Here is a 23,229-nt window from a genome sequence, read left to right on the forward strand (position 1 = left end):
GAAGAGGTGAATATGAAACGCTTTCGAACCTTAAGTACCGTTATAATGGTTAATTGTCTCTCTTTTTCCGCAGCAGAGGGAGCGCAGCTGTCAGAAATGACGTGGAGCGAGGTTGTCTCCCGGGCAAAGAACGAAGCGACCGTTAACTTTAACGTCTGGTATCTGAAGCCGCAATGGCGAAGTTTTGTAAAAGAATTTGAACAGGAGTACGGTATTAAAGTCATCATTCCCGAATCGACCGTAGACGGGAATCTTAATAAAATACTTGCTGAAAAAAGTAAAAAAACCGGGAAACTTGACGTGATAGGTTTCACGATGAGCCAGATGCCGGTTGTCCTTAACTCTCAAACCGTTTCGCCATTAGCGTGGCTTCCTGAATACCAGAATGGCTACGGTCAACTCCAGGGTACCAACTTCCTCGGGTATGGTCTTGCATTCTGGGGAAATCAGACCGGGTTGGCATATGATCCACTGCAAATGCAGAACAAAAAACTGCCTCAGACTCTGGAGGAACTTCAGGAGTTTATCGATAACAATCCAAATTTGTTTGGATACAATGATCCGCAAAATGGCGGGGCCGGTGAAGCTTTTATACAGAGGGTACTGACACTCCAGGGACAGGCAGAGCATAAGTTAGCTGATAAAACAGACCCAGCTGTTCTGCAGCAGTGGAATAAAGGATGGGAATGGTTTATCAGAAATAAAAGTAAGATTACCCTCACAAAATCTCAGGCAGACAGTCTTACACGCATCAATGATGGCGAGCTTATACTGGCGCCTGCATGGGAAGATCACCTGCTGACCCTTAAAAAAACGGGAGCAGTAACTTCACGCATAAAATTTTATGTACCTGGATTTGGCATGCCTGCCGGAGCTAACGCTGTCGTAATAGCTAAAAATTCAGCACACCCCGCCGCGTCTGCTCTTTTTGTCAACTGGCTGGTCAGTGAAAAAACGCAAAGCGAACTCAAAAATGTTTTTGGTTCAATTCCGGTCAATAAAAAGATGAATAATGAATTCGATGATAAATTTCAGAGAGTAATTTTTTATAACGCTCCCTACAGTGTTGAGCTTAAAAAGGAATTTTCAAGCCGGGTGTTGTTAGGGCGATAAATTCTAATAATACTGTCTTTCACTATCAAGGATTTGTATCAGAGCTTTGGTTCATGCATTTGCTGACCTGCTTCTTATAAGGATTACACGACTATGTAAGCAAATTCTCTATGTGTAATTACGGCTACGGGTGTCCGCTTTTCGCTCATAGCGGACCTTGCAGCACGTATGTCCGCTTTGTGCCAACGTTACGTAAGGAAGGAATTAAGCCATCCCGTAGGATGGCTTATCGAATACTGTTACTGAGATGACAGGCCTAAGAAATGCGCCTGGCAGCACGCCGTTTACAGACATATAAAAAGCACTTAACAGAAATTTTAACCAGCGTTTGTGCGGAACACGCTAACCGCGTCCCTCAGATTAGCGGCTCGACTTGCAAGTTCATCAGCAGACGATGCTGACTCTTCAACGAGCACGGCATTCTGCTGTGTGACCTGATCCATCTGAGTAACGGCAATATTTATCTGCGATACGCCTGCACTCTGCTCTTCTGAAGAAGATGAAATCTCTCTCACCAGCTGTGCTGTCTGTTCAATCGCATCCATACTCTCCTTCACTTTTTCACCTGCATCCCGGGCCATCGAAATGCCCTGCTCAGCATTCTCCACAGACTGTTCGATCAGTCCTTTAATTTCTTTCGCCGCGCCAGCCGAGCGCTGTGCCAGCGATCTGACTTCCGCCGCAACAACCGCAAAGCCCTTACCGTGCTCACCGGCCCGGGCAGCTTCAACAGCCGCGTTTAACGCGAGAATATTCGTCTGAAACGCAATCCCATCAATGACAGAAATGATTTCCTTAATCTGCCCTGCACTGCTGCTGATTTTCTCCATGGAACCCAGCACTGATTCCATTGCCTGACCGCCACGCAATGCCGCGCTGGTAGCCGAGCTGGCCATTTCTGCAGCATGGCGGGTGTTTTCAGCATTGTTGCCGATGATCGAAGAGAGTTGTTCCATACTGGCGGCTGTTTCAGCCAGCGATGCAGCCTGTTCTTCCGTCCTCGCAGAAAGATCGCCGTTACCGCGGGCAATCTCCTCAGATGAGGTGGCAATGGTGACAGCATTACTTTTAATGTTTTCTACCGTCACCGTCAGGCGCTGACTCATCTGCAGTAATGCCTTAAGCAGACCGGCTGTTTCATTGCGTCCTGTCACGGAAAAAGATGCGGTCAGATCGCCTTCTGCCACTTCAAGCGCAAGCTTGGACGCGGCACCGATAGGTCGTGTTACAGAACGGATAATAATCAATGCGAAAATGACAGAAAGCAGGACCATAAAGAGAAGAACGCTCAGCAAACCATACTGTGCATGCCGGTGGTCCGTAATCTGCTGGTTCAGCATGTCATTCAGTTCATTACCGCCCGCAATCGCGTAGGTGCTGAATCTGTTAATCGCGCTGGTAAAAAGTGCGGCATAGTCCTGAGGACTCTGATTCGTCATACTGCGGCTAATAAATAACTCACCTGCAGTTTTCAGGGCATTTTGAGCTTCCTGTACGGCCCCGTCGGCATCGGCACTGAATTTCTGCTTCAGCCCTGTATCAGACGAAAAAAGCTTCTCTGAGTCCTGAGCAAACATATCCAGGTTATAGGCACCCGTGCTGATTAATGATTCCATACGGACAGAGTCAGCCTCACTAACGGCTTCTTTCCTGGCAAGCAGTGAAGTCCCGAACGCACGAATTTTACCCAGACTTTCGGTAAGCTCAGGCAATGATGAGAAATTGCTGGTAATCAGGCGGTACGTACTGATATCTGAATCAAGCGACAGACCGTAAAAATCCAGCACGTCGCGGTTTGTGTTAAGAAGTTTGCGGATGAGTTGCGCATGTGCGTCAAGGCTGGCCGTTTGATCCAGTTTCGAAGCATCAATGTCCTGCTGCAGCGCGTCCCACTGTGCACGCACCCCATTAATTTTATCGATTAAACCCGCACTGCCTTCTGTCTGCGCCATCTCTTTCTTGATGACATCGGTGATAGTAACAATGTCATCTCTAACACTTAGACGCGATGAGGTGGCAGGATTTTTTTGCGCAATAGCGAGGGCTGTTTCAGCGCGATGGCGCTGTATCAGATTCAACAGGGCAAGGATTTTGTTTTCAGCAGGCACTCCTGTTACTTCTTTCTGCTTGTCCTGAATATATTTATTACCTTCTGACACAAAAAGCACGGTAGGAACTGAAAAAAGAACAAGGCAAAACAAGCCCAGAATTGCAAACTTAGCGGTAAGATTAATATTGTTAAGAATATTATTCATTTTTACATCCTGCTGAATTAATTATTATAAGAACAAAAATAATGCAGATTGAAAGCATCTTAATCATCATTATCGGTTAACTGTTCATTAACTTTATAGCAGGCGTAAGAAAGTGAATGTTTAGGTTGAATTGCAACAAGGTCTAACCTGTCACCCAGTAATTAGCCCATGCTGATGTTATTAATTACCTCATAAGAGGTAGGAAAGATTGTTAATATCAATTTCTCTCTTAACGAGTTTTATACATGATTCATGTCCGCTTTGTGCCAGAAGCGGTCTTGATTTTGACTCATCAATGCAGATAGTAGCGTTCAGTTGTGTTAAAAAATTGCTTCAAGACAGCTATATTCAGTACCTGATGGAGCAGAAATGAGAACGCAAAAAAGATGCATGGGTTATGTGGCCATCGTAGTCGACGACTATGACCGCGCAATTGAGTATTACACAGACAAGCTGGGCTTTACGCTGGTTGAAGACACGCCGCAACCCGGTAAGCGCTGGGTCGTTGTAACGCCAAATCCGGAAAGCGATTGCAATCTTCTCCTGGCCCGTGCTTCAAACGAGCGACAGGAAGGCTTCATTGGCAACCAGTGCGGCGGCCGGGTATTCCTGTTCCTGCAGAGTGACGACTTCTGGCGCGACTATAACGCCATGAAAGCGAAGGGCGTCCACTTCTGCCAGGAGCCGCGAGAGGAGGAATACGGGATGGTCGTTGTGTTTGAGGACATCTACGGCAACCGTTGGGATCTTTACCAGAACAGGCAAAATTAAATCACTGAGGGTCAGATTAACCATACGCAATCGGCCCCAATACCACATACGCTTTTTGCTCAAAGCGGACGGGCATGCCTCAACAGCTTACCATTACTTTTACCAGGCAAGCCGCGCAGCGCTGCGACAGTAGAATGTAATAGTTACAGTATACTAGTGCGATTTAATAACAGGTGCGGATTAGGCCGGCGAACCGGCCTGAGGCATTATCAGATGGCGCAATAAACGCGCGCTTCACGTGGCGTGTAGATACCAAACGTCACCACGCTCAGTAAGCCATTAACAAACGTCTGCTGCACTTCAACCCGGTTAACTTTTTCCTGGCCGCCGCACACCTGCGCCGCATCAATGCTCTTACGCTGACCGATACCTGAAACAAAGAACGGCTGGCTGGTTGTTTTCGTCGCTGCGCCAACCTGATTCTGTTTCATTACGAAAGTCTGCTGCGCACAGCCGGTTAAACTCAGAGCCAACAACGCCGCAACACAAAGCTTGTTCATAAATATCCTTATCGCCTTAAATGAAAAAATAAATGCTGAGTGAAATCATCACCCAGCCAGCAATCAGGTTATCGACAACGAAAGCTGAAACATGAGAAAGATTTTTTAAGTACGCCTGACGGATAGGTTTTGCTGAATAGTACAGCAATAAAAAAAGCCCCTGCAGATCAGGGGCTTTTTATGTCTGCCGCAGCGTTTCCGCTTAGCGGGTCAAATCGTCGAAGAACTTTTTGACGCCATCGAGAAAGCATTTTTGAATGCGGACTGTTCTTCTCGCTTGCCGCAACACCAAAGCTCAATTCCCGCTCACGCAGCAGCGATTTATGCAGCGGACCCTGGCCTGCCGTCAGTCCGCTCTGTGCCAGAAGCGGACGTTGCCAACTCTGTATCACATTGATTCCTAGATAACAGCTCACGATCTTATAGGCTAGTGATTTCTGCCACGGTAGACCCCACCTTTGAAGGTTCAAATGCTACATATTTTGTTTTTAAACAACCGTGGGTTAAAATCTTAAATGTAAAAAGCAAACATCTTTAAATGTGAGGGATAATTTGGGAATCATTGACTTATACAGAAAAAATATTGAACGTAAGCGCAGTGACTTAAACCGATTGAGCGAGCAAAAATCTAAAGAATTAGCCAAGATTTCAGGTTTGAACAATAAAATTCAAACCGCGATTCGGCAAATGAACTCGTCTAAGTCCGCAACAACAATTAACAACCGGCAAAAGGATGTTTTCAAACTTCAGGTGGATATATCAAAAATAGAAAAAAAGGTTGCCGATTTTGAGGCAAAAATAGCTTCAAAAAACAGAGAGTTACAGGATGAACAGCGAAAACTAGATGCTCAAGAGCTAAAAGAACATAAGAGTCGCCAAAAAATGCAGGAAAAATTTCAGCGTCAGCAAAAAAGCGCATTGAGCGATGTTAGCAAAACTCTCTCGGAACACACCGACATGATAAACACTTTGAGTAAGTTACCTAAAGAAATTACGGTACTTTTTTTTGCCTCTAACCCTCAAGATCAAGGACAACTGAGATTAGATGAAGAGGTAAGGTCTATTAAAGAGATGATAAGAATGTCACGACATCGTGATGCCGTAAAACTGGAGTCATGTTGGGCAGTCAGACCGGGTGATATTTTGCAAAACATAAACGAGTACTCACCAACTATTGTGCATTTTAGTGGGCATGGAAGTTCTGATGATGAATTGGTTCTCATGGATAATCAGTCCAATACTAAACTGGTTTCTATGCAATCCATTGTACAGGCTATGAGTGTGGCAAATGACAATCTGAGACTGGTTTTTTTCAATACTTGTCACTCGCAAAATCAAGCAAGTAAAGTAATCGAACATGTCGAATGCGCTATTGGAATGAGTACATCTATAAGAGATGATGCAGCAAGAGTTTTCTCAGCTCAATTTTACTCCTCGCTAACTTTTGGACTTTCAGTTGAAAAATCTTTTAATCAGGCAAAAGCAGCTCTGATGCTTGAGGGTATTCCACAAGAAGATACTCCTATGCTTTTTATGAGAGATGGTCTTGAAGCAGCTGATATGTACATTATCTCACAGTAATCTGAGCTTGCATGAGAGTGACTTTGAGAATTTGTATAATGTGGGCAAACGTCCGCCTTTCGCTCATAGCGGACATTGGGTCAATGTCAGTCCGTTTTGTGCCAGAAGCGGCCTCACCAGTTTGGCGCAAAAGTGAAGCCAGCCGCTGGCTGTCAGGCCAGTGCGATCAGATTGACCATGATGACACTTAATGCCAGACCGATCAGAATGACGCCTGAGACACGCTCCAGCCAGGGCAATATCTGCGAAAAGTATTTCAGTATGACGCGGTTGCCAATGAAGATAGCTACCAGTAAATCCCACAGCAGCACAATGCTGAACATCCATACGCCATAGACGACCTTCAGACTCATCACGGTTGTACCGCCAATAAGCGTGGCCAGACTGACATAAAACAGCGCATTTTTTGGATTGAGAATACCGGATAAAAATCCCATGCTGAACTCACGGCAGTGTCTCCATCCGCCAGCAGACTCTGTAACTGAGCCATGGTTTTTTACATTGTATTCAGAAACAGAGTTTGCTCCCGCAAAGCGAATAAAAAGCACACCCATATAGAGCAGATAAGCACAGCCCGTGAGCTGAATAACGATGAAGCTGATGCTGTCAGGACTGAACAGCGTGATACCGCTGAAGGCGGCAAGAATGAACAACCCGTTCGCTATCGCTATTCCCAGACAGACATTTGCAGCGTGACGCCAGCCGGCTCTGATGGAGGTGCGCGCAACGAGAAAAAAATCCGGACCGGGTGACAGCAACGCCAGAAAATGCGCTGCAGCTAAAAAAAGAAATTCATGCATCCAGGTATTACCCTCTTAAAAATTTTTAACAGGGTGCATTCCTCGGGAAGGATTGTATTGAACAAAATTGCAGATTTTCAGCTCCGATAGCAGCCTGGCGTTACGCCGGCATGCGCCTTGAATACGCGCTGGAAATGACTCTGATCAGCGAAACCCAGCCGGTAAGCAATTTCGGCCATATCATGACCTGACTGCAGCCACCGCCGCGCCTGATTGATGCGTGCATTAAGCTGGTATGCATGCGGTGTCATCCCGGTCGCAGCGCGAAATGCCCTGATGATCTGATAACGACTCATGCCTGACAAATGTGCCAGCTCCGCTAAAGTCCAGGGCTGCCTTTCGGTCTGCTGCATCATATCAATAACGTTTTTCAACGTCCGCCTCACTTCAGACGACATGACAGGAAAAGCCTTCGCCCCACAGGATTCATATTCGCAGTCGCCGATAAACTCAATTAACGCCACATTTTTGTCTTCTGCACTGACTGTCGAAAACAGGGTGGCATTCAGTTCACAGAAGCGACGATACAGGTCCTCATCAGTTGTCACCCGAACACTTTCGTCACAAATAAGACTGCCTGAAACATCATGCATTTCAGCAATCAAAGCCCTTAACCACGCGGCATCAATATGCAGCATCTGATAGCTCCAGTGCTGATCGGGTAAGGGATTACAGGAATGAACAGCGCCGGCTGGAATGAATACCATCATCCCCGGTCGCAGAGACCAGGTATCACCCGTCGCCCCTGTGAACACACTGCTGCCCGCGTCAACAGCGCCCAGAGAAAAAGTCGGATGACTGTGTAGCTTGTAACACGCGCGGCTGTGGCAGGCGCGACGGCTTTCTACAAAATTCATAGACGAATCGCGCCAGAATTCTGCAAGGTTACAGGTGCTGCCATTATCGCACCTGCAGTTGGAAGTACATGGGGGCAGGGTGAGCATACTGGTTCCATCCTTGTACAAATCATTGCGGTGATGCCTGCAAGGTGTTGAGCCAGACATAATACGATTAATTCCGATATTACCTCAGGCAGGCCTGCACATATCTATTAATGTGTCCGCTCTTCGCTCATAGAGGACATTAGCCTGATGTCAGTCCGCTTTGTGCCATAAGCAGATGTTGTCGCCTTACTCGAATTAGATAGTTATGCTTAAAAATTTTTATGGCACATGCAAAAGGCTCGTAGAATAAAACTCACCAGGAAAAGCGATGACAATCATGCTGGCCTGCTCCAAAAAAACTGACTGGCGGCGTTATGTCCTTATTGTCAGGATGCCCGTCGCAGGTCGTCATGAGGATGCTGTGCCTGAAGCCTGTTTTGAAGTCAAGCCTCGTGCCGAAAATTTTAGCGGGTACGGTGCATCAATAAATCTGCTCAGACAAAGAGAGAGTTATGGCGAACATTATTGACGATAACTGGATTAGGATATCTGTGATATCAGCAACATTTAGTAGTCTCGTGGGTTCATTACTGGTTTTAATATATCTTTCCCTGGGGAAAGACAGTGCACCGGTAATGGGCCTCATATTTATTTATTTTTTCATCGTTACGATGAGTATTATTGGGACCACGATGGGAACAATGATAATCGGCATGCCATTAGCGATGATTTCGAAGCGATTTTATCCTGATGCCGCCCTGAAGGGGAGCTTTTGTATTGTGTGCTCTGTGCTCTTCATGTGGCTGTTTATACTGGCATGGCCTGTTATCAGGATATGTGAGGCGTCTTATTCGGATATTTTGCTTTTAAGCCCCTATGTTTTCTGTTCAGCTGCTGCACTTGCTTACCTGGTTTACCGGGAATGATGCGTATACATCAGATAGTGCAGACCGAAGGTAAACGGCGAACGCGCCGCCTGGCATGAACGCTGTTCAGCATATTTAATGTTGTTCCGGGCTCATGCATTCTATAGCAAAGCCCGCATTTAATTTTATATCTGCCTGCATAGCACTGTTTGTCTGGGGTAAGGAGCGTAAATGGCCAATGTCATCATTTTACCTGTTCACCTGAAGTAGAGGTCAGGCCTGGGTTGTTTACCATCCTATCGACTTGCACCGGCTGAATTCAGTCTGTGGAACAATGAGCGCCATATGATTTTCTGCCATGCACTGTTTAAAAACCTCCTTTTTGTAATCCCCTGCCTGTAAACCCAGCAGGGTGCTGGTCCGTTCGGCTGCGTTTTTTTCAATGTAATAGCCACAATTTTCTTTGAAATACTTAGCGTTATCGCTCCCAGAAATCGACCGTCTCAGCTGGGCTTCAACTGTATTAACGGACTTATCCTGTGGTACGGCTTTTGCTGATTTCAAGCCAGAATAGAGTGGATTGACCAGTAATTTCTGTGCAAATCGTTGATTTTCGGCGGTTAACTGGCCGTTTTTACACAACTGCAGATAGACCTGCGAAAGGCGTTGCTCCTCAGCGTCGGCAGCATGAGTGCATTCTTCCTGGACTTGTTCATCAGACTTAGCCGGATGTTTTTCAGTGGACCTCCAGTAACTATTTTTAAAGTCCGGAACCGTGCCTTCAAAGCTGCCAAAAGGGCATAATGCACTGGCACAACCCAGTAAAAACATGGGTACGCACGTCAGCATCAGAATACGTAACAGGTGAAAGGTTTTAAGACTGCTTTTATTCATATTATTCTCATTTTATTTAGCTTCGGAGAGAAGGTACGGACAATGTAATTATTTTGACAGACTGCGTTCAGATGAGGCCCGGTCTTCTGCACAGAGTAACATAATCGGGGCAGACCTCGCTTTTTAGGGCAAGTTCGCATATCGATCTAAGTAAAGAAGGGGGCGTGATATTTTATCAATTCTCACTCTCACACCGGCTGCGTGCTATTCTGTTTCCTGCCTGCACCTTTGCTGCGTGTCGTCAGAGTGTGGCCTCATTCATTAATTTCAGATAACGGTAACCCGATATATTTCTGCCGCTAACCACGCAGACGACCTTACGTCCACTCAGTTCTTTTGCATAACGAAGGACTGCCGCAATTGCAGGTGCTCCCGAAGGTTCAATAACATGGCTGTGCTGATTCAGCATTAACAGCATCGCTGCTTTGATCCCGGCTTCTGAAACAATAAGAACACGATCAACGCGGTCGCGTACAAGGGGCCAGGTTATTGCTTCAGGCTCAATATAGCCACTGATGCCTTCGGCGATTGACGGGGATAATTCAACCGGGATCGTTTGGCCAGCCTCTTTCCAGTGTGCAAAAGTCGGGCTGGCTTCACTCTGAATTGCCCACACTTCGGCTGCAGGGTTGATAGCTTTGACGGCCGTCGCAATACCTGACGCCAGCCCGCCGCCGCCAATATTTACGAGAATGACGTCAGCGTCTGCCCAGTCTTCCATTATTTCCAGACCGACGGTGCCGGCTCCGGCTATCATCTGCTCATTATCGTAGGCGGAGACAAACGTCGCGCCGGACTCCTGCGCAGCCACAATCGCGGCCTGTCTCGCCTCTTCAATATTTTCAAAGAACGTAACCTGAGCACCATAGCTTTTCATTGCTGAGACCTTAATCGGGTCTGCTGAATAGGGCAGAAATATGGACACCGGTACACCTGCTGCGTGACCCGCGCAGGCAAGCCCCAGGCCATGATTTCCCGCCGTCGGGGCAATGACGCCGGCAATGCGCTGGTCTGCATTAAGACTGGCAATGACGTTTGCAGCCCCCCTCAGTTTAAAGCTACCCGTATGCTGAAGACTCTCCATCTTGAGCCTGACCTCTGCTCCTGCAAGAGTAGACAGCGCCTGCGAAAGCTGCAGCGGGGTTCTGCAAACCGTTGTTTTGATGCGCGCGGAAGCAGCATAAATCGCCTTTAGCGTGACACTGTCCATTGGTCTTTGTGTGTGGTTTGTCATAATATGACCTCAGAGTTTATATAGGAAAATAACTATATAGGAGGTTGGCTATATGAACAATCCTGAAACATCAATGGCAGACCTTTTCCGCGCTCTCGGCAATGAGCACCGGCTCGTGATGGTGGAGTGGCTTTCCGATCCCAGGTCGCATTTTCCGGAACAGCAGGATGGCGATCTGGTTGAGGATGGGGTGTGTGTCGGGTTTATTACCGAAAAGATTGGTCTCAGTCAGCCGACCGTGACAGGCCATCTTCAGATTCTGGCTAAGGCCGGAATAGTGACCTCGAAACGTATCAAGAACTGGGTGTTCTATAAACTCGACCGTCAGCGGATGGATGAAGCAACAGTAATGCTGTCAGGATATGGGTAGCTTGCTACAGGTCCAAATTAACAGCCATAATCGGGCAGAGTGTCCATAACGAAGCGAGCAAAACCGGTAAGTAGGTATACTTCGTTTATAGTACTCCTGCCTTTCAGAGGGACATATCGAATCATCGTTATCTGCCGTCATCTTATGTGCAGTTTAAACTTCAGAAACTACACTGGCTGATAACCATCCTGCAGGTCAGGGTGTGCTTTTCGCTCTTAGCTGACGTTCATCTGATTCCGTCCGCTCTCTGCCAGAAGCGGACTTTGCCAAATCGCTTTTAGTTGGCCGTTGCCGCATAGCGCCCGGCGGATATCCATTGATGCGCTTAAAAGCTCTGCTGAATGCAGCCTGTGAGGCATAGCCAAGACGTAAAGCTACGGTGTCTATCGAAATTTTATCATGAAGAATCCAGTCACCTGCGAGGCGCATGCGCACTTCCCTTGCATAGCGCAGGGGAGGTATTCCAATGATTGATGTAAAGCGTTCAGCAAAAACAGAACGTGACACATGAGACAGGGCAGCAAGCTCAGCAACAGACCACTCACGGCCCGCATCGCGATGAATGGCCAGAATCGCACGGGCAAGGCGTGGATCACGAAGCGCAGCGATAAGTCCAGCGGCATTCTCGCTGCCGTTTTCAATCCATCCACGCACGATCATGGCAGCAGCCACTTCTGCCAGACGTGCCAGAATGCCTGCGAAGCCCGCGCGTCCGGAACAGATTTCAAATTTCATCGCACCCAGAATGGGAACCAGCCCCGGATAGATCTGTTCATTTGCCTCGACCACTATAGCGTGCGGCATTAGTTTACCCAGGCCCTGCATTCCACCGAGGTCGAACTCCATACAGCCATAAAACAGAACTGTACTGGGCGTCGGATGCGAACTGGGGCAGGTATTAATTCCGCTAACGGCCTCGCCCAAAGGCGCAGAGCCTAATGTATCGATATCCTGGAATGCACAGCCAGCTTCCGATATAAGCTGATGCTCCTCACCCTGGGGCATAAATACCATGCTTCCGGCTTTCAGCTCGTGAATTGCACCGTCGTTTGTGCGCAGCAGTGCAGTTCCCACCGCAATGTAATGAAAATAGGCATGTCCCGGCCTGTTACTAAAACCGATGCCAAACTCAGAGCCAGTCTGTAAACGGCGGTACTGCACACCACGCAGACGCATCTCCAGCAGCAGCTCACTGACGAGCTCGGATGACAGGGCAAAATGTTTATTCACATACACGTCCGGGGTTTCGGGTAAAAAATCAGGATGTGGCATCATAGATCGTCCAGCTTCTCACCTCTAGACTTGGAACTGAAATTTTTTCAGAAAGAGTATGTTATGAGAAATGAAGCTACTGAAGCGGTATCCGCTAGTCTGTATAGTTCAGAACCTAAAGAATCCTCATGGATGGCTGTTATTTCACTGACTATGGGAGTTTTTGGATTGCTGACGGCAGAATATCTTCCTGCCAGCCTGTTGACACCTATGGCCGCCGATCTTGGTGTGACCGAAGCCCTTGCAGGTCAGGCTGTGACTGTGACTGCAGTGGTAGCCCTGTTTGCCGGCCTGATGGTTCCCCGCCTGACGCGTAATTATGATCGTCGAAATGTCTTGCTGGGTTTTACTTTGCTTATGATTGCCTCCAACCTGCTGGTCGCACTTTCATCAAGTCTGGCCGTTTTGTTAGTCATGCGCATTCTGCTGGGCATCGCGCTGGGAGGCTTCTGGAGTATGGCTGCCGCCGTAGCTATGCGACTGGTCCCTGCTAAAAGCGTCCCGCGCGCTCTCTCCATTATTTTTAGTGGTATTGCCGTTGGCACCGTCATTTCAATTCCACTGGGGAGCTATTTAGGTGGGCTATATGGCTGGCGCAGTGCATTTATCGCTGCAACCGGTGTAGGTGTTCTGACCCTGGTCTTTCAGCTGTTTACGCTTCCTGGCATGGCTCCGCGCAAAATGAGGGTGACAGCATCTGTCATGGATGTCCTTCGACGCCCGGGCATTGCGATTGGAATGACAGGATGTGTTATTGCGCACACGGGCCAATATGCCCTATTTACCTACATTCGTCCGGCTCTTGAAAATATTGCTCATCTGGATTCAGACCATTTGTCTTTAATACTGCTTGGATTCGGTGTCGCTAATTTTATTGGTACGCTACTGGCGGGATGGCTAATGGAAAGAAGCCTGCGCTTAACCCTGATAATGATGCCGGCACTTGTGGGTTTAGCCGCATTGAGCATGATTTTATTTCCACTGGAAGAAAAGGGATTGATCGGGCTTGTGGCGTTGTGGGGGATGGCCTTTGGTGGCGTGCCTGTAGCCTGGTCAAACTGGGTTGCGCGTTCCGTTCCCGATCAGGCTGAAACAGCAGGTGGGATGGTAGTCGCAGCAGTACAGTCTTCCATTGCTGCTGGGGCTGTGTTGGGAGGCTTACTGTTTACTATCAGCGGTGTACCCGGTGTTTTCATCACAGCGGGTTGCATAATGTTTCTTGCCACGCTCGTTATTGGACTGAAAGTGAAGGTCGCGGTGATCTGATCATTACGAATATGATCCCGATTTATATAAAAGCCAGCTGAATTCGATGGCTGGCCAGAATAGAAGCCTTAAGATTTCCTGCGTTGTTCCGCTTATGTTCGTGCAGGATAATGCCACCATAATTGAAATCGAATTTGACGCAACACTCCAGGCGTTGTGACGCAATCTGCCAACCCACCTGCTACATCCAGGCAGGTGGGTTGCTTTTGGAAATATTATTCACCAGGGCGCACGCTTTTCATCGAAATAGAAGCCTGCGGTAAGTGTCTGGGATGCTTCAGCCGCGAGCCAGACGATTCCTCTGGCCGCTTCGGAGACCGTTCTGTAACCGGTATGTCCGTTAAAATCGGTGGCCGTATAACCCGGGTCAACTGCGTTTACGCTGATGCCATATTCTGACAGCCCGTTGGCAAATGCCACCGTAACGCCATTAAGTGCTGTTTTCGAACTGGTATAGCCCAGTGCCGCTACCTGAGAGTAAGGATGCGTTCGGTCGGAAACCCACTCCAGAGATCCCAGTCCGCTGCTGACCATTATTATCCGCGGCGCATCGCCCATTTTGAGCAGTGGCAGAAAAGCCTGCGTTACCCTGATGACGCCAAAAACATTGGTGTTATAAACCGTCATAATATCGCTGATGCTCTGTGCCTCTGGCGCGCTGGGGTAGATTCCGGGAATACCCGCATTATTAACCAGCACATCAAGCTTTCCATCTTCTGACTTTAACTGCCCGACGGCCGCATCAATACTCTCCTGGTCTGTCACGTCAATGATAGCCAGCCGTGCGTCAATTCCTTCCGAGAGCAACAGACTGACTGCATCCTTACCGCGTACTGCGTCGCGACATCCCAGCCAGACCTTAAATCCCGACTGCCCCATCTCTCTGGCCGTTTCAAAGCCAATACTTTTGTTTGCGCCCGTAATTAAAACTGTTCTCTTGCTCATGTTGTTGCCTCAGTAATTTATGCAGGTGTAGTTGAGTTATAAATCTCTCAGGTCTGTTTGATAAGAGGTCACAATACGAATACGCTGTTCGGATATTCGAACAATGGCGGAATTGAGATGGATGATATCGCGATATTTCTTGCCGTATTCAGAGGCCGGGGTTTCCGGGCCGCAGCAAAGGCGTCAGGACTGGCACCCTCAACGGTTAGTGAGAGGGTCACCGCGCTGGAAGTGAGCCTGGGCGTTCCGCTGTTCATCCGCACAACCCGCAGCGTAACGCCGACCGAAGCGGGCAGGATGCTGGCTGAGCGCATGGCACCTCTGCTGAGCGAAATGAGATCGGTGATGAATGACGTGGCAAGTTCTCAACACGAGGTGCGTGGGCTACTCAGGCTAAACGTGACGGGCGCGGTGATGGTCGATATTCTGCCGCCTTTACTGGAGCAATTTCTCAATCGCCATCCCCTGTTGCGCGTCGAGATCATGGTGGACGATCGCCTGATTGATGCCACGGCAGAAGGTTGCGATGCAGGCATACGTTATGGAGAACATCTGGCCCAGGACAGCGTTGCCGTTCCTGTCGGTCCGCGCCGCCAGCGTCTGGCACTGGCGGCGGCTCCCGACTACCTCATTTCCCACGGTGCTCCTGTTCATCCGACTGAATTGACCGAACATCATTGCATCCGCCTTAAATATTCCAGCGGCGCGCTGATACCCTGGGAATTTGAACGTAACGGCGAAACCTGCAGTGTTAACCCTGCTGGTCGCCTGACGATCGGCGTCAATGGGGCTTCAGGGGCGATTGAGCTGGCAAAAAAAGGGCAGGGGATTATCGCCGTCTTTGAAAACTGGCTGCAGCCCAGCTTTACGACAGGTGAACTGCAACCCGTTCTTCCGGACTGGTGGCCTGAATTTGAAGGTCCCTGGCTCTACTTCCCCAGCCGATTTATTTCAGCACCGCTGCGCGCCTTTGTGGATTTTCTGAAAGAGGTACAGGAACAGCCTGAGCCGCTCAGTTGACTGCCGCAACAATAAAAAAGCCAGATTCTCATGTGAATCTGGCTACCAGAGTCAAAGCGGAGATAAATGCACCTGAACTTGCTGCGGTTTGCCATGCTGATCGGCGGTGCCTTTCACAATCACCAGGTAACGGCGTTCATCCCCATGAAGGCTATTCGAACAGGATCAGCGTGGTCGCGGGCAGCACGCTTTTTACGGCATTCACGGCATTCACCGCTTTCAGCGTTAAAAGCTACTCTGGCAGCAAAAGCGCAGGTGGCAACAACGTCCTTTCTGACACCGCTGATATTTACAAATAAGCAGAGTAATGCCCGGTAACGCAATGCAGACCGTATGCGTTCCGCGTTGCGTTTACTGCATCTGCTACTCGCATATAAACTGCTTTTTTGTCAGCATGCCCTGTTTTTCACTCATATCCCGACGTTACGTCAAATTTACTAAAAGGAATAAACATGGAAGTCACGGTAGAACGGTGTCCACCAGATGAATGGGAATCTGTAGTAACAATCTTTACTGAAATGGAAGAACACTATTATGGAAAAGGCATTATTCAGGAACCACTGTTGAAGCATTATCTCCGCCATCAACTTTTCAGCCAGTCCTCCGGTACATGGGTGATCAGGGCTCGCTGCGAGACGCATATTATTGGGCTGGCCTGCTGCAGTATTCTCTATCCCTCACCCCGATACAGCGGACAACTTCATATCAAGGAGCTTTATGTTTCACAAAGCGAGAGAGGGAAGGGTACAGGAAAATCCTTAATGCGCTTTATGGCGAAACTCGCTCTTGAGCAGGATTGCCGCAGCCTGAGCTGGAATGCTGAGAAATCAAACCACCGGGCTAATCATTTTTATCGCTCTTTAGGTGGAAGAGTAGATGACAGCATTGTGAATTATGCCCTTCAGGGTGAACGCCTGAGCGCGCTGGCTTCCGGGGATTAGGTCGTACCTCAGGCTGCTGAAGAACGGCGCAATGAAAAAAATAATTAATGTTTTTTAAAAAGAAACCGATGAAGGAATTTGCCTTAACGGTTCAAACCTGCGAGCAAAAAGGTTTAAGCGTCCCCGGGGCTTTAGACGAGTCATAGCGCCGGGTTTCGTCAGTTTTCCAGGTTTCGTGCCCCACAGGTGAGTATAGAAACGCAGTGGTCGTGCTACGAAAAGAACGGCACTGCTGTACAAGGATTACCTTCATGGATATGGAATTAAAATGAAAAAAAGCACCGTTGCAGTGATGATGATGATGACTTTATCAGGCGGAGCCTGTGCAGATTCAGGTCGGTTTACACCGACTCTTTCGCCTGAAAGTTTTACCGTCTCGACGTCAGCCGGGATGCTGAGTGGCAAATCTCATGAGATGGTTTACGATACAGAAACAGGCCGCAAAGTGAGTCAGCTGGACTGGAAAATAAAGAATGTGGCTATTCTGAAAGGCGAACTCTCATGGGATGCATATTCATTTCTGACGCTGAATGCGCGAGGCTGGACTTCCCTGGCTTCTGGTTCAGGTCATATGGATGACTATGACTGGCTTGATGACAACCAGTCTGACTGGACAGACCATTCCTCCCATCCCCGCACGGATGTTAATTACGCCAATGAATACGATCTCAATATAAAGGGCTGGGCTTTACAGGGAGATAACTATAAGGCCGGGTTAACTGCTGGTTATCAGGAAACGCGTTTAAGCTGGACGGCCTTTGGCGGATCCTACAATTACGATAACGGCGCTTCTACCGGTGATTTCCCAAGAGGCGAACGTGGTATTGGCTACAGCCAGCGTTTTTCCATGCCGTACATTGGCCTTGCGGGCCAGTACCGTATTAACGACTTTGAATTTAACGCCTTATTTAAATTCAGTGACTGGGTCCGGGCGCATGACAACGACGAGCACTATATGCGTGATCTTACTTTCCGTGAGAAAGCGACTAATTCGCGATATTACGGAACATCGGTAGATGCCGGATATTATGTGACCCCAAATGCCAAAGTTTTTGCCGAATTCACTTACAGCAAATACGAAGAAGGCAAAGGCAGTACGCAGATTATTGACAGATTTTCCGGTGATTCGGGAACAATTAACGGAGATGCGGCTGGTATATCAAATAAAAACACTACCATTACCGCGGGTCTGCAATACCGGTTCTGATTCAGATCTCTGGGTCATATGATTGTTTAAACATAAAGCCCCCAGGGGCTTTATGTTTTTCAAAAAATCACCAGATGCATCAATCCTGAAAAGAGGGCTTTTAATAAGCCGACAGCCAGTTATCTGTTTCAGCGATACACATCAAGTGCAGCGTTGCTTCTCTAACCGGATAAAATCACCATCAATTTTTGTCTTATTATCCCAGCCGAGTTGCATATAGAATTTCGCCGCGCGGCTATTTCCATCGGTTTCAAGCCAGGCAATATCGTGATGCCTGAACAGCTCCTGTTCCGCAAGCAGGGTCAGTCTGCGACCGATGCCTTTGCCTTCATAGGCAGGAAGAACAAAAAGACCATAAAGACAGCCTTTCTCCGTTAAAATCATCGAAAAACCGATAACTTCATCATCTTTTGTCGCAACCCATGTGCAATGACCCTTTTCGATCATTTCGCCTACAGTACTTTCGGTGATGCCCATCTTCCGCATTTCTTCATGGCTAAGATGATTTTCGATAACAGATGTTCTGACAGTGAAAATACTCTCAACATCAGATAATTTGGCTGGTCTGATATTTATGTTCATCAGTCTTACTCCCTGTATGACAAAGATAAATGTCAATGATAATGCAGTTATATCCTTAAGAGCCGAATAACACAAAGTGACATTGCTGCTGAAGATGATGCCCGCTTTTTTGCTCTTAACAAACCTTATATCAGTCTCCTGATCTCAAAATTTATATCGTCCAGACGTCACGCCAGATACACGGCGAAAAAAGATGATAAATGCACACACATTGTCGTAGCCCAAATCCAGCACGATTGCCCTTGCAGACTGAACCGTAGCCAGACGTTCAGGAGCCGCACACGCTGTCTATCTTCAGGGAAGCCAAAGCCGGTTTCAGCGCTGAATCACCGCGTGACTGTCTGTGGCGATAGTCCGGCCCATGTCGCCCATGTACATGTGTTCAGTCGCCTGATCGGCATTACTCCAGATGTTGATCAGAAAATGATGAGCCGTGATTAGCATTTACTGACAAAGACGCTTATCCACAGAGCGTTAAAGCCACATTGATGTCTGGCAGATTGGCGATCCTGAAAATGGCTTTCACGGCTGCGCTTTTTACGGCAAAGTTGATGAAAAAGCTGTAAATCCCTCGTAAGCTCCCCGGACAAGAGGTGTTTCCAGTAAATCGACTAAGATCAGACAGATAAAAACGTTATATCATTATTTTTATAGCGTTTTATTTCCTTATACACCTCAGATAACGCTGACTTTTACCGACTTCTCCACCAGATCCCAAAAAAGCTGCTAAACATAAAGGCAGAGATACGCGCGTAAAGATTAGGGTTATCACAATTTCCCCGATTTAACTCCCGTCAGAAAAATACCAATAAAAACTTATCTTTTTAGCCCACAACAATGGGAAGCAGACAATGTCGGAAAAAATATCGCTAACAATGCAGGTTAATGGCCAGTCGCAGCAGATGCAGGTCGATCCGCGTGTCACGCTGCTCGACGCGCTGCGCGAACAACTGAACCTGACCGGCACCAAAAAAGGGTGCGACCAGGGACAGTGCGGTGCCTGCACGGTACTGATTAATGGTCAGCGTGTGCTGAGTTGTCTGACGCTGGCGGCCCAGGCGGACGGCGCAGACGTGACCAGCATTGAAGGGCTGGCCTCCAGCGAGGGTGAACTGCACCCGGTGCAGCGCTGCTTTATGGAAAATGATGCCTTCCAGTGTGGCTACTGCACGCCGGGCCAGATTATGTCCGCCGTCGCCTGCATCAAAGAGGGCCACGCCGGTTCGGACGATGAGATTCGTGAATACATGAGCGGCAACTTATGCCGTTGCGGGGCTTATCCGCACATCGTCGATGCCATTAAACAGGCTGCCGCAGAGATGGCGAAGGAGATCGCATGAATGAATTCAGCTGGAAAGTCGCCCAGTCTCCTCAGGACGCTGCATCACTGAAACAGCAGTCAGGCAGCCAGTTGCTGGCAGGCGGCACCACGCAGCTCGATCTGATGAAGTGTGGCGTCTTCACTCCCCCGCAGTTAATTGGCATCAGCGGCTTAACGGAGCTAAAAAACCTGCAGTTTGGAGAAGATAAGATCACCGCTGGCGCGCTGGTCACCATGAGCCAGCTGGCGGATGATCCCGCGTGCCAGCAGAACGCGCCAGCTATTTATGGCAGCCTGTGGCAGGCTGCATCTCCCCAGATTCGAAACATGGCGACGCTGGGTGGCAATTTACGTCAACGCACCCGTTGCGCCTATTATCGCGATCCGGCGACCTTTACGGCCTGCAACAAACGCAATCCAGGATCTGGCTGCGCCGCGCTGGATGGCGTCAACAGCAACCATGCCATTCTCGGTGCCAGCAACAGCTGTATCGCGGTCTATCCCGGCGATCTGGCCGTTGCGCTGGTGGCGTTTGACGCCATTGTGGTCCTGCAGAATCAGCAGGGCGAAACCCGCCGCATTGCAATTGATGATTTCTTCCTGCTGCCAGGTGATACGCCTGACCGCGAGCACAATCTGCGTGATGACGAAATTATTGTGGCGATTGAAGTGCCGCAAACCGACTCTCTCCGACACTCTCACTACCTTAAAGTCCGCGACCGCAGCTCCTATGAGTTTGCTGCAGCCAGCGCAGCCGCAGGCTTTACGCTGGAAAACGGTGTGATGCGTCAGGTGCATATCGCTCTTGGCGGCGTGGCAACCAAACCCTGGCGGGTCAGGTCAGTAGAGCAGGCGCTGGAAGGCCAGCCGTTTAATGAAGAGACGGTGTTCCAGGCGGCTGAACTCATTACTCAGGAAACGCAGGCGCTGACTCATAACGCCTATAAAGTGAAACTGGCACCGCGCGTGATTGCACGCGCGCTGATGGCAGCAGGAGAAACCGCATGAGTGACGTAAATGACAAGGCGCGTCCGGATTTAACAAAGGCGAACTCAGCGGCAGACACAGCGATTGAAGGGCTGGGTGCTCCACGCTCGCGAGGCGACGGTAAAGTAAAAGTCACCGGCGAGGCACGTTATGCGGTCGAGCATCAGCCGGAAAATCCGCTCTATGGCGTGGTGATTCAGTCCACTGTCGCCAGCGGTCGTATCAGCCGCATGTCGACGGAAAAGGCACAACAATCCTCGGGTGTGCTGGCGGTCTATACGCACCTGAACACGCTGAAGATCAACAAGCCAACCGCAATTGCAGACGGCGGTGCAGCGCAGACAACCTATACCCCCATTCAGGACGATGTGATTATTCACAACGGCCAGAACATCGGTCTGGTGGTGGCAGAGACGTTTGAGCAGGCGACCTATGCGGCCTCGCTGGTGGAAATTGAGTATGAAACCTCACCCGCGCTGATTTTTGCCACGGATGAGGGCGTCGAGCCGAAACCGGTCTCGAAGCAGGATATCGATATGGGCGATGCGCAGGCGGCGATGCAGCAGACCGAGGTGCGTCTGAGCCAGCGCTACACTACACCGCGCGAATACAACATGCCGATGGAGCCGCACGCCTGTGTAGCGCAGTGGCAGGATGGACGCATCACCGTCTGGGAGCCGAGCCAGTGGGTAGCGGGCGCGCAGGTGGAAATCGCCGAGTGGATGGGCATTGAGGTTGAGGACGTGCGCATCATCTCGCCTTATGTCGGCGGCGGATTTGGTTCAAAGCCGGTTCCTTATACCCACGTCGCGCTGGCGAGTGTGGCATCACGGGCGCTGAACCGTCCGATCAAGGTGTCGCTGACCCGTCCGCAGACCTTTACCGGCTTCGGCGGACGTGCCGCCACCTCACAGCAGCTGGAGCTGGGTGCATCCCGTGATGGCAAAATCCAGGCGATTATCCAGCGTAGCTTCAGTGAAACGTCACTCATTGACGTGTTCGCCGAGAACTGCAGCAAAGTTACCGCTCGTATGTATGCGGTGGAAAACGTCTCTGCTCAGCATCAGATCAGGCCGATTAACACCGTGACCCCAGGCTGGATGCGTGCGCCGGGTGAAAACCCCAGCGCTTTTGGGCTGGAAGTCGCGATGGATGAGATGGCCTATGCCCTGAACATCGATCCGCTGGAGCTGCGTCTGCGCAACTGGGCAGACAAAGATTATCAGCTCGACCTGCCGTGGAGTTCGCGCCGTCTGAAAGAGGCCTATCAGAAAGGCGCAGAAGCCTTTGGCTGGGACCAGCGGATCATGACGCCGCGATCGATGCGCGAAGGGCGTGAACTGATTGGCTGGGGCATGGCTTCCGGCACCTATCCGGTAAACAAACTGCCCGCTGAAGCGAAAATCATTCTGACGCCGCAGGGAACATTTGTGGTGCAGTGCGGCGGTGCGGATATCGGCACCGGAACCTATACCATTCTGGCGCAGACCGCCGCCGACATTCTGGGCGTCGCTTCCACTACCATTGAGGTTCAGCTGGGTGATACCGAGCTGCCGCGCGCAGGTGTAGCAGGCGGTTCGCAGCTGGCAGGCAACGTAACCGCCGCGGTGGACGACACGGCTAAACGTATGCGTGACCAGCTGCTGAAGCTGGCCAGCGAGCTGCCGCAGTCGCCACTGAAGGGAACGCCCGTATCCCAGCTCACGCTGAAAGGCGGCGGGGTGCAGCATATTCAGGGCAGCAATCTGGCGGTGTCATTCGCGGAGCTGGCGAGCCTTGCACCGTCGGAGAGTCTGGCGGTGAAAGGCGGAACCTTCCCGGATGATATGTCAGAAAGTGAGCGCGACAAGATGGTGCGCAACCTCAATGACGGGACCCGTCCTGAAAAATTCTCTGCTCACAGCTGGAGTGCGCATTTTGTTGAAGTGCGCGTCGATGAAGATTTCGGCACCATTCGGGTAAAACGAATGGTGGCGGCACTCGACAGCGGCCGTCTCTACAATCCTAAACTGGCGCGCAGTCAGTGGATTGGCGGCATGATCATGGGTGTCGGTCAGGCACTGATGGAAGAGGGCATTATCGATCCGCGTAACGGTCGGGTGATCAACAACAACCTGGCAGATTATCTGGTGCCGGTTAACGGTGATATTCCTGACATCACCACCATCAACGTTGGCGAGCCGGACTTTGAGGCGACCACGATGGGGGGTAAACCCGTGGGTGAACTGGGTATCGTCGGCGTTGCGGCAGCGATCAGTAATGCCGTATTCCATGCCACCGGCAAGCGTGTACGCGACCTGCCCATTACGCTCGACAAGATTATCTGAGCCGGTTCCTGATCTGCTGACAGCAGATCAGATTGTCGTTTTGCGGGCGTGGGCTGGAGCCTGCGCCCGTTTTGCACGTCAGGCGGAGAAGAA

Annotated in this window: 24 protein-coding genes and 1 pseudogene; 14 read left to right on the plus strand and 11 right to left on the minus strand. The window is 49.6% G+C overall.

Annotated features, from left to right (window positions below; translation table 11 throughout):
• Window positions 1–12: 12 nt before the first annotated feature.
• On the plus strand, window positions 13–1,113 hold the full coding sequence (locus ACR8BF_RS18760; protein WP_192377946.1) for an ABC transporter substrate-binding protein: 1,101 nt from the start codon (window positions 13–15) through the stop codon (window positions 1,111–1,113).
• A 317-nt stretch (window positions 1,114–1,430) separates the two neighbouring features.
• Here the strand turns inward: ACR8BF_RS18760 and ACR8BF_RS18765 are convergent, their stop codons facing one another.
• Window positions 1,431–3,368, minus strand: coding sequence for a methyl-accepting chemotaxis protein (locus ACR8BF_RS18765; RefSeq protein ID WP_069729944.1), 1,938 nt, complete (start codon window positions 3,366–3,368; stop codon window positions 1,431–1,433).
• 369 nt (window positions 3,369–3,737) lie between these two features.
• On the opposite strand from ACR8BF_RS18765, the gene ACR8BF_RS18770 reads away from it, so the two are divergent.
• The gene (locus tag ACR8BF_RS18770; protein WP_179898176.1) at window positions 3,738–4,139 is read left to right on the plus strand and encodes a VOC family protein; all 402 of its coding nucleotides are present in this window, start codon (window positions 3,738–3,740) and stop codon (window positions 4,137–4,139) included.
• A gap of 209 nt (window positions 4,140–4,348) precedes the next feature.
• Here the strand turns inward: ACR8BF_RS18770 and ACR8BF_RS18775 are convergent, their stop codons facing one another.
• Together ACR8BF_RS18775 and ACR8BF_RS18780 are read right to left on the minus strand one after the other, a co-directional pair.
• On the minus strand, window positions 4,349–4,639 hold the full coding sequence (locus ACR8BF_RS18775; RefSeq protein WP_010259114.1) for a Bor family protein: 291 nt from the start codon (window positions 4,637–4,639) through the stop codon (window positions 4,349–4,351).
• 202 nt (window positions 4,640–4,841) lie between these two features.
• A pseudogene (locus ACR8BF_RS18780) lies at window positions 4,842–4,962 on the minus strand (molecular chaperone DnaJ); the annotation flags it as partial.
• Window positions 4,963–5,191: 229 nt separating this feature from the next.
• Here ACR8BF_RS18780 and ACR8BF_RS18785 point away from each other — a divergent pair.
• Window positions 5,192–6,220 (plus strand): CHAT domain-containing protein, encoded by a 1,029-nt coding sequence (locus tag ACR8BF_RS18785; RefSeq protein ID WP_179898177.1) that lies wholly within the window; start codon window positions 5,192–5,194, stop codon window positions 6,218–6,220.
• Window positions 6,221–6,372: 152 nt separating this feature from the next.
• On the opposite strand, the gene ACR8BF_RS18790 is transcribed toward ACR8BF_RS18785, so the two are convergent.
• Both ACR8BF_RS18790 and ACR8BF_RS18795 read right to left on the minus strand, forming a co-directional pair.
• The gene (locus tag ACR8BF_RS18790; protein ID WP_179898178.1) at window positions 6,373–7,020 is read right to left on the minus strand and encodes a LysE family translocator; all 648 of its coding nucleotides are present in this window, start codon (window positions 7,018–7,020) and stop codon (window positions 6,373–6,375) included.
• 77 nt (window positions 7,021–7,097) lie between these two features.
• Window positions 7,098–7,877 (minus strand): AraC family transcriptional regulator, encoded by a 780-nt coding sequence (locus tag ACR8BF_RS18795; RefSeq protein WP_255434233.1) that lies wholly within the window; start codon window positions 7,875–7,877, stop codon window positions 7,098–7,100.
• Window positions 7,878–8,232: 355 nt separating this feature from the next.
• On the opposite strand from ACR8BF_RS18795, the gene ACR8BF_RS18800 reads away from it, so the two are divergent.
• Together ACR8BF_RS18800 and ACR8BF_RS18805 are read left to right on the plus strand one after the other, a co-directional pair.
• Window positions 8,233–8,433, plus strand: coding sequence for a hypothetical protein (locus ACR8BF_RS18800; RefSeq protein WP_313698543.1), 201 nt, complete (start codon window positions 8,233–8,235; stop codon window positions 8,431–8,433).
• Window positions 8,417–8,830 carry a hypothetical protein gene (locus tag ACR8BF_RS18805; protein ID WP_434746106.1) on the plus strand — a complete coding sequence of 138 codons (414 nt, stop codon included), beginning with the start codon at window positions 8,417–8,419 and terminating at the stop codon, window positions 8,828–8,830. Before ACR8BF_RS18800 ends, ACR8BF_RS18805 begins: the two co-directional genes overlap by 17 nt.
• A gap of 228 nt (window positions 8,831–9,058) precedes the next feature.
• Here ACR8BF_RS18805 and ACR8BF_RS18810 read toward each other — a convergent pair whose 3' ends face one another.
• Together ACR8BF_RS18810 and ACR8BF_RS18815 are read right to left on the minus strand one after the other, a co-directional pair.
• Entirely contained in the window at window positions 9,059–9,664 is a 606-nt protein-coding gene (locus tag ACR8BF_RS18810; protein WP_434746107.1) for a hypothetical protein, read from the minus strand.
• Between the two features lie 241 nt (window positions 9,665–9,905).
• Entirely contained in the window at window positions 9,906–10,898 is a 993-nt protein-coding gene (locus ACR8BF_RS18815; protein WP_179898182.1) for a threonine ammonia-lyase, read from the minus strand.
• A gap of 52 nt (window positions 10,899–10,950) precedes the next feature.
• Between ACR8BF_RS18815 and ACR8BF_RS18820 the strand changes: the two genes are divergently transcribed.
• Window positions 10,951–11,268, plus strand: coding sequence for an ArsR/SmtB family transcription factor (locus tag ACR8BF_RS18820; RefSeq protein WP_179898183.1), 318 nt, complete (start codon window positions 10,951–10,953; stop codon window positions 11,266–11,268).
• A gap of 195 nt (window positions 11,269–11,463) precedes the next feature.
• Here the strand turns inward: ACR8BF_RS18820 and ACR8BF_RS18825 are convergent, their stop codons facing one another.
• Complete coding sequence (locus ACR8BF_RS18825; RefSeq protein WP_434746108.1) at window positions 11,464–12,543, minus strand: AraC family transcriptional regulator; 1,080 nt, start codon at window positions 12,541–12,543, stop codon at window positions 11,464–11,466.
• A 60-nt stretch (window positions 12,544–12,603) separates the two neighbouring features.
• Between ACR8BF_RS18825 and ACR8BF_RS18830 the strand changes: the two genes are divergently transcribed.
• The gene (locus ACR8BF_RS18830) at window positions 12,604–13,806 is read left to right on the plus strand and encodes an MFS transporter (RefSeq protein ID WP_434746109.1); all 1,203 of its coding nucleotides are present in this window, start codon (window positions 12,604–12,606) and stop codon (window positions 13,804–13,806) included.
• A 219-nt stretch (window positions 13,807–14,025) separates the two neighbouring features.
• Here ACR8BF_RS18830 and ACR8BF_RS18835 read toward each other — a convergent pair whose 3' ends face one another.
• On the minus strand, window positions 14,026–14,751 hold the full coding sequence (locus ACR8BF_RS18835) for an SDR family oxidoreductase (RefSeq protein WP_434746110.1): 726 nt from the start codon (window positions 14,749–14,751) through the stop codon (window positions 14,026–14,028).
• A gap of 117 nt (window positions 14,752–14,868) precedes the next feature.
• On the opposite strand from ACR8BF_RS18835, the gene ACR8BF_RS18840 reads away from it, so the two are divergent.
• The 4 genes from ACR8BF_RS18840 (at window position 14,869) to ACR8BF_RS18855 (ending at window position 17,919) form a co-directional block, all read left to right on the plus strand.
• Complete coding sequence (locus tag ACR8BF_RS18840; RefSeq protein WP_179898187.1) at window positions 14,869–15,771, plus strand: LysR family transcriptional regulator; 903 nt, start codon at window positions 14,869–14,871, stop codon at window positions 15,769–15,771.
• Window positions 15,768–16,070, plus strand: a complete 303-nt coding sequence (locus ACR8BF_RS18845) for a hypothetical protein (protein ID WP_179898188.1) — start codon at window positions 15,768–15,770, stop codon at window positions 16,068–16,070. The genes ACR8BF_RS18840 and ACR8BF_RS18845 overlap by 4 nt, the downstream gene beginning before the upstream one ends.
• Before the next feature lie 153 nt (window positions 16,071–16,223).
• Window positions 16,224–16,712 (plus strand): GNAT family N-acetyltransferase, encoded by a 489-nt coding sequence (locus ACR8BF_RS18850; protein ID WP_179898189.1) that lies wholly within the window; start codon window positions 16,224–16,226, stop codon window positions 16,710–16,712.
• Window positions 16,713–16,980: 268 nt separating this feature from the next.
• Window positions 16,981–17,919, plus strand: a complete 939-nt coding sequence (locus tag ACR8BF_RS18855) for an omptin family outer membrane protease (RefSeq protein WP_292986118.1) — start codon at window positions 16,981–16,983, stop codon at window positions 17,917–17,919.
• 141 nt (window positions 17,920–18,060) lie between these two features.
• Here ACR8BF_RS18855 and ACR8BF_RS18860 read toward each other — a convergent pair whose 3' ends face one another.
• Both ACR8BF_RS18860 and ACR8BF_RS18865 read right to left on the minus strand, forming a co-directional pair.
• Complete coding sequence (locus ACR8BF_RS18860) at window positions 18,061–18,501, minus strand: GNAT family N-acetyltransferase (protein ID WP_179898191.1); 441 nt, start codon at window positions 18,499–18,501, stop codon at window positions 18,061–18,063.
• Between the two features lie 315 nt (window positions 18,502–18,816).
• Window positions 18,817–18,945, minus strand: coding sequence for a hypothetical protein (locus ACR8BF_RS18865; protein WP_434746111.1), 129 nt, complete (start codon window positions 18,943–18,945; stop codon window positions 18,817–18,819).
• Window positions 18,946–19,376: 431 nt separating this feature from the next.
• On the opposite strand from ACR8BF_RS18865, the gene ACR8BF_RS18870 reads away from it, so the two are divergent.
• Genes ACR8BF_RS18870 through ACR8BF_RS18880 form a run of 3 tightly spaced genes read left to right on the plus strand, consistent with a single transcriptional unit; the run spans window position 19,377 to window position 23,136 of the window.
• Window positions 19,377–19,841 carry a (2Fe-2S)-binding protein gene (locus ACR8BF_RS18870; protein WP_179898382.1) on the plus strand — a complete coding sequence of 155 codons (465 nt, stop codon included), beginning with the start codon at window positions 19,377–19,379 and terminating at the stop codon, window positions 19,839–19,841.
• Window positions 19,838–20,830, plus strand: a complete 993-nt coding sequence (locus tag ACR8BF_RS18875; protein WP_434746112.1) for an FAD binding domain-containing protein — start codon at window positions 19,838–19,840, stop codon at window positions 20,828–20,830. The genes ACR8BF_RS18870 and ACR8BF_RS18875 overlap by 4 nt, the downstream gene beginning before the upstream one ends.
• Entirely contained in the window at window positions 20,827–23,136 is a 2,310-nt protein-coding gene (locus ACR8BF_RS18880) for a xanthine dehydrogenase family protein molybdopterin-binding subunit (protein ID WP_434746113.1), read from the plus strand. The genes ACR8BF_RS18875 and ACR8BF_RS18880 overlap by 4 nt, the downstream gene beginning before the upstream one ends.
• Window positions 23,137–23,229 lie beyond the last annotated feature (93 nt).

Source organism: Candidatus Pantoea rara, from assembly GCF_051136265.1.
Classification (GTDB): domain Bacteria; phylum Pseudomonadota; class Gammaproteobacteria; order Enterobacterales; family Enterobacteriaceae; genus Pantoea; species Pantoea rara.

Excerpts from the sequence above, each read along its gene's own strand:
- ACR8BF_RS18760 (WP_192377946.1), top strand. The coding sequence starts at position 13 with ATGAAACGCTTTCGAACCTTAAGTACCGTTATAATGGTTAATTGTCTC.
- ACR8BF_RS18765 (WP_069729944.1), bottom strand. The coding sequence starts at position 3,368 with ATGAATAATATTCTTAACAATATTAATCTTACCGCTAAGTTTGCAATT.
- ACR8BF_RS18770 (WP_179898176.1), top strand. The coding sequence starts at position 3,738 with ATGAGAACGCAAAAAAGATGCATGGGTTATGTGGCCATCGTAGTCGAC.
- ACR8BF_RS18775 (WP_010259114.1), bottom strand. The coding sequence starts at position 4,639 with ATGAACAAGCTTTGTGTTGCGGCGTTGTTGGCTCTGAGTTTAACCGGC.
- ACR8BF_RS18790 (WP_179898178.1), bottom strand. The coding sequence starts at position 7,020 with ATGCATGAATTTCTTTTTTTAGCTGCAGCGCATTTTCTGGCGTTGCTG.
- ACR8BF_RS18795 (WP_255434233.1), bottom strand. The coding sequence starts at position 7,877 with ATGAATTTTGTAGAAAGCCGTCGCGCCTGCCACAGCCGCGCGTGTTAC.
- ACR8BF_RS18800 (WP_313698543.1), top strand. The coding sequence starts at position 8,233 with ATGACAATCATGCTGGCCTGCTCCAAAAAAACTGACTGGCGGCGTTAT.
- ACR8BF_RS18805 (WP_434746106.1), top strand. The coding sequence starts at position 8,417 with ATGGCGAACATTATTGACGATAACTGGATTAGGATATCTGTGATATCA.
- ACR8BF_RS18810 (WP_434746107.1), bottom strand. The coding sequence starts at position 9,664 with ATGAATAAAAGCAGTCTTAAAACCTTTCACCTGTTACGTATTCTGATG.
- ACR8BF_RS18815 (WP_179898182.1), bottom strand. The coding sequence starts at position 10,898 with ATGACAAACCACACACAAAGACCAATGGACAGTGTCACGCTAAAGGCG.
- ACR8BF_RS18820 (WP_179898183.1), top strand. The coding sequence starts at position 10,951 with ATGAACAATCCTGAAACATCAATGGCAGACCTTTTCCGCGCTCTCGGC.
- ACR8BF_RS18825 (WP_434746108.1), bottom strand. The coding sequence starts at position 12,543 with ATGATGCCACATCCTGATTTTTTACCCGAAACCCCGGACGTGTATGTG.
- ACR8BF_RS18830 (WP_434746109.1), top strand. The coding sequence starts at position 12,604 with ATGAGAAATGAAGCTACTGAAGCGGTATCCGCTAGTCTGTATAGTTCA.
- ACR8BF_RS18835 (WP_434746110.1), bottom strand. The coding sequence starts at position 14,751 with ATGAGCAAGAGAACAGTTTTAATTACGGGCGCAAACAAAAGTATTGGC.
- ACR8BF_RS18840 (WP_179898187.1), top strand. The coding sequence starts at position 14,869 with ATGGATGATATCGCGATATTTCTTGCCGTATTCAGAGGCCGGGGTTTC.
- ACR8BF_RS18850 (WP_179898189.1), top strand. The coding sequence starts at position 16,224 with ATGGAAGTCACGGTAGAACGGTGTCCACCAGATGAATGGGAATCTGTA.
- ACR8BF_RS18855 (WP_292986118.1), top strand. The coding sequence starts at position 16,981 with ATGAAAAAAAGCACCGTTGCAGTGATGATGATGATGACTTTATCAGGC.
- ACR8BF_RS18860 (WP_179898191.1), bottom strand. The coding sequence starts at position 18,501 with ATGAACATAAATATCAGACCAGCCAAATTATCTGATGTTGAGAGTATT.
- ACR8BF_RS18865 (WP_434746111.1), bottom strand. The coding sequence starts at position 18,945 with ATGCTAATCACGGCTCATCATTTTCTGATCAACATCTGGAGTAATGCC.
- ACR8BF_RS18870 (WP_179898382.1), top strand. The coding sequence starts at position 19,377 with ATGCAGGTTAATGGCCAGTCGCAGCAGATGCAGGTCGATCCGCGTGTC.
- ACR8BF_RS18875 (WP_434746112.1), top strand. The coding sequence starts at position 19,838 with ATGAATGAATTCAGCTGGAAAGTCGCCCAGTCTCCTCAGGACGCTGCA.
- ACR8BF_RS18880 (WP_434746113.1), top strand. The coding sequence starts at position 20,827 with ATGAGTGACGTAAATGACAAGGCGCGTCCGGATTTAACAAAGGCGAAC.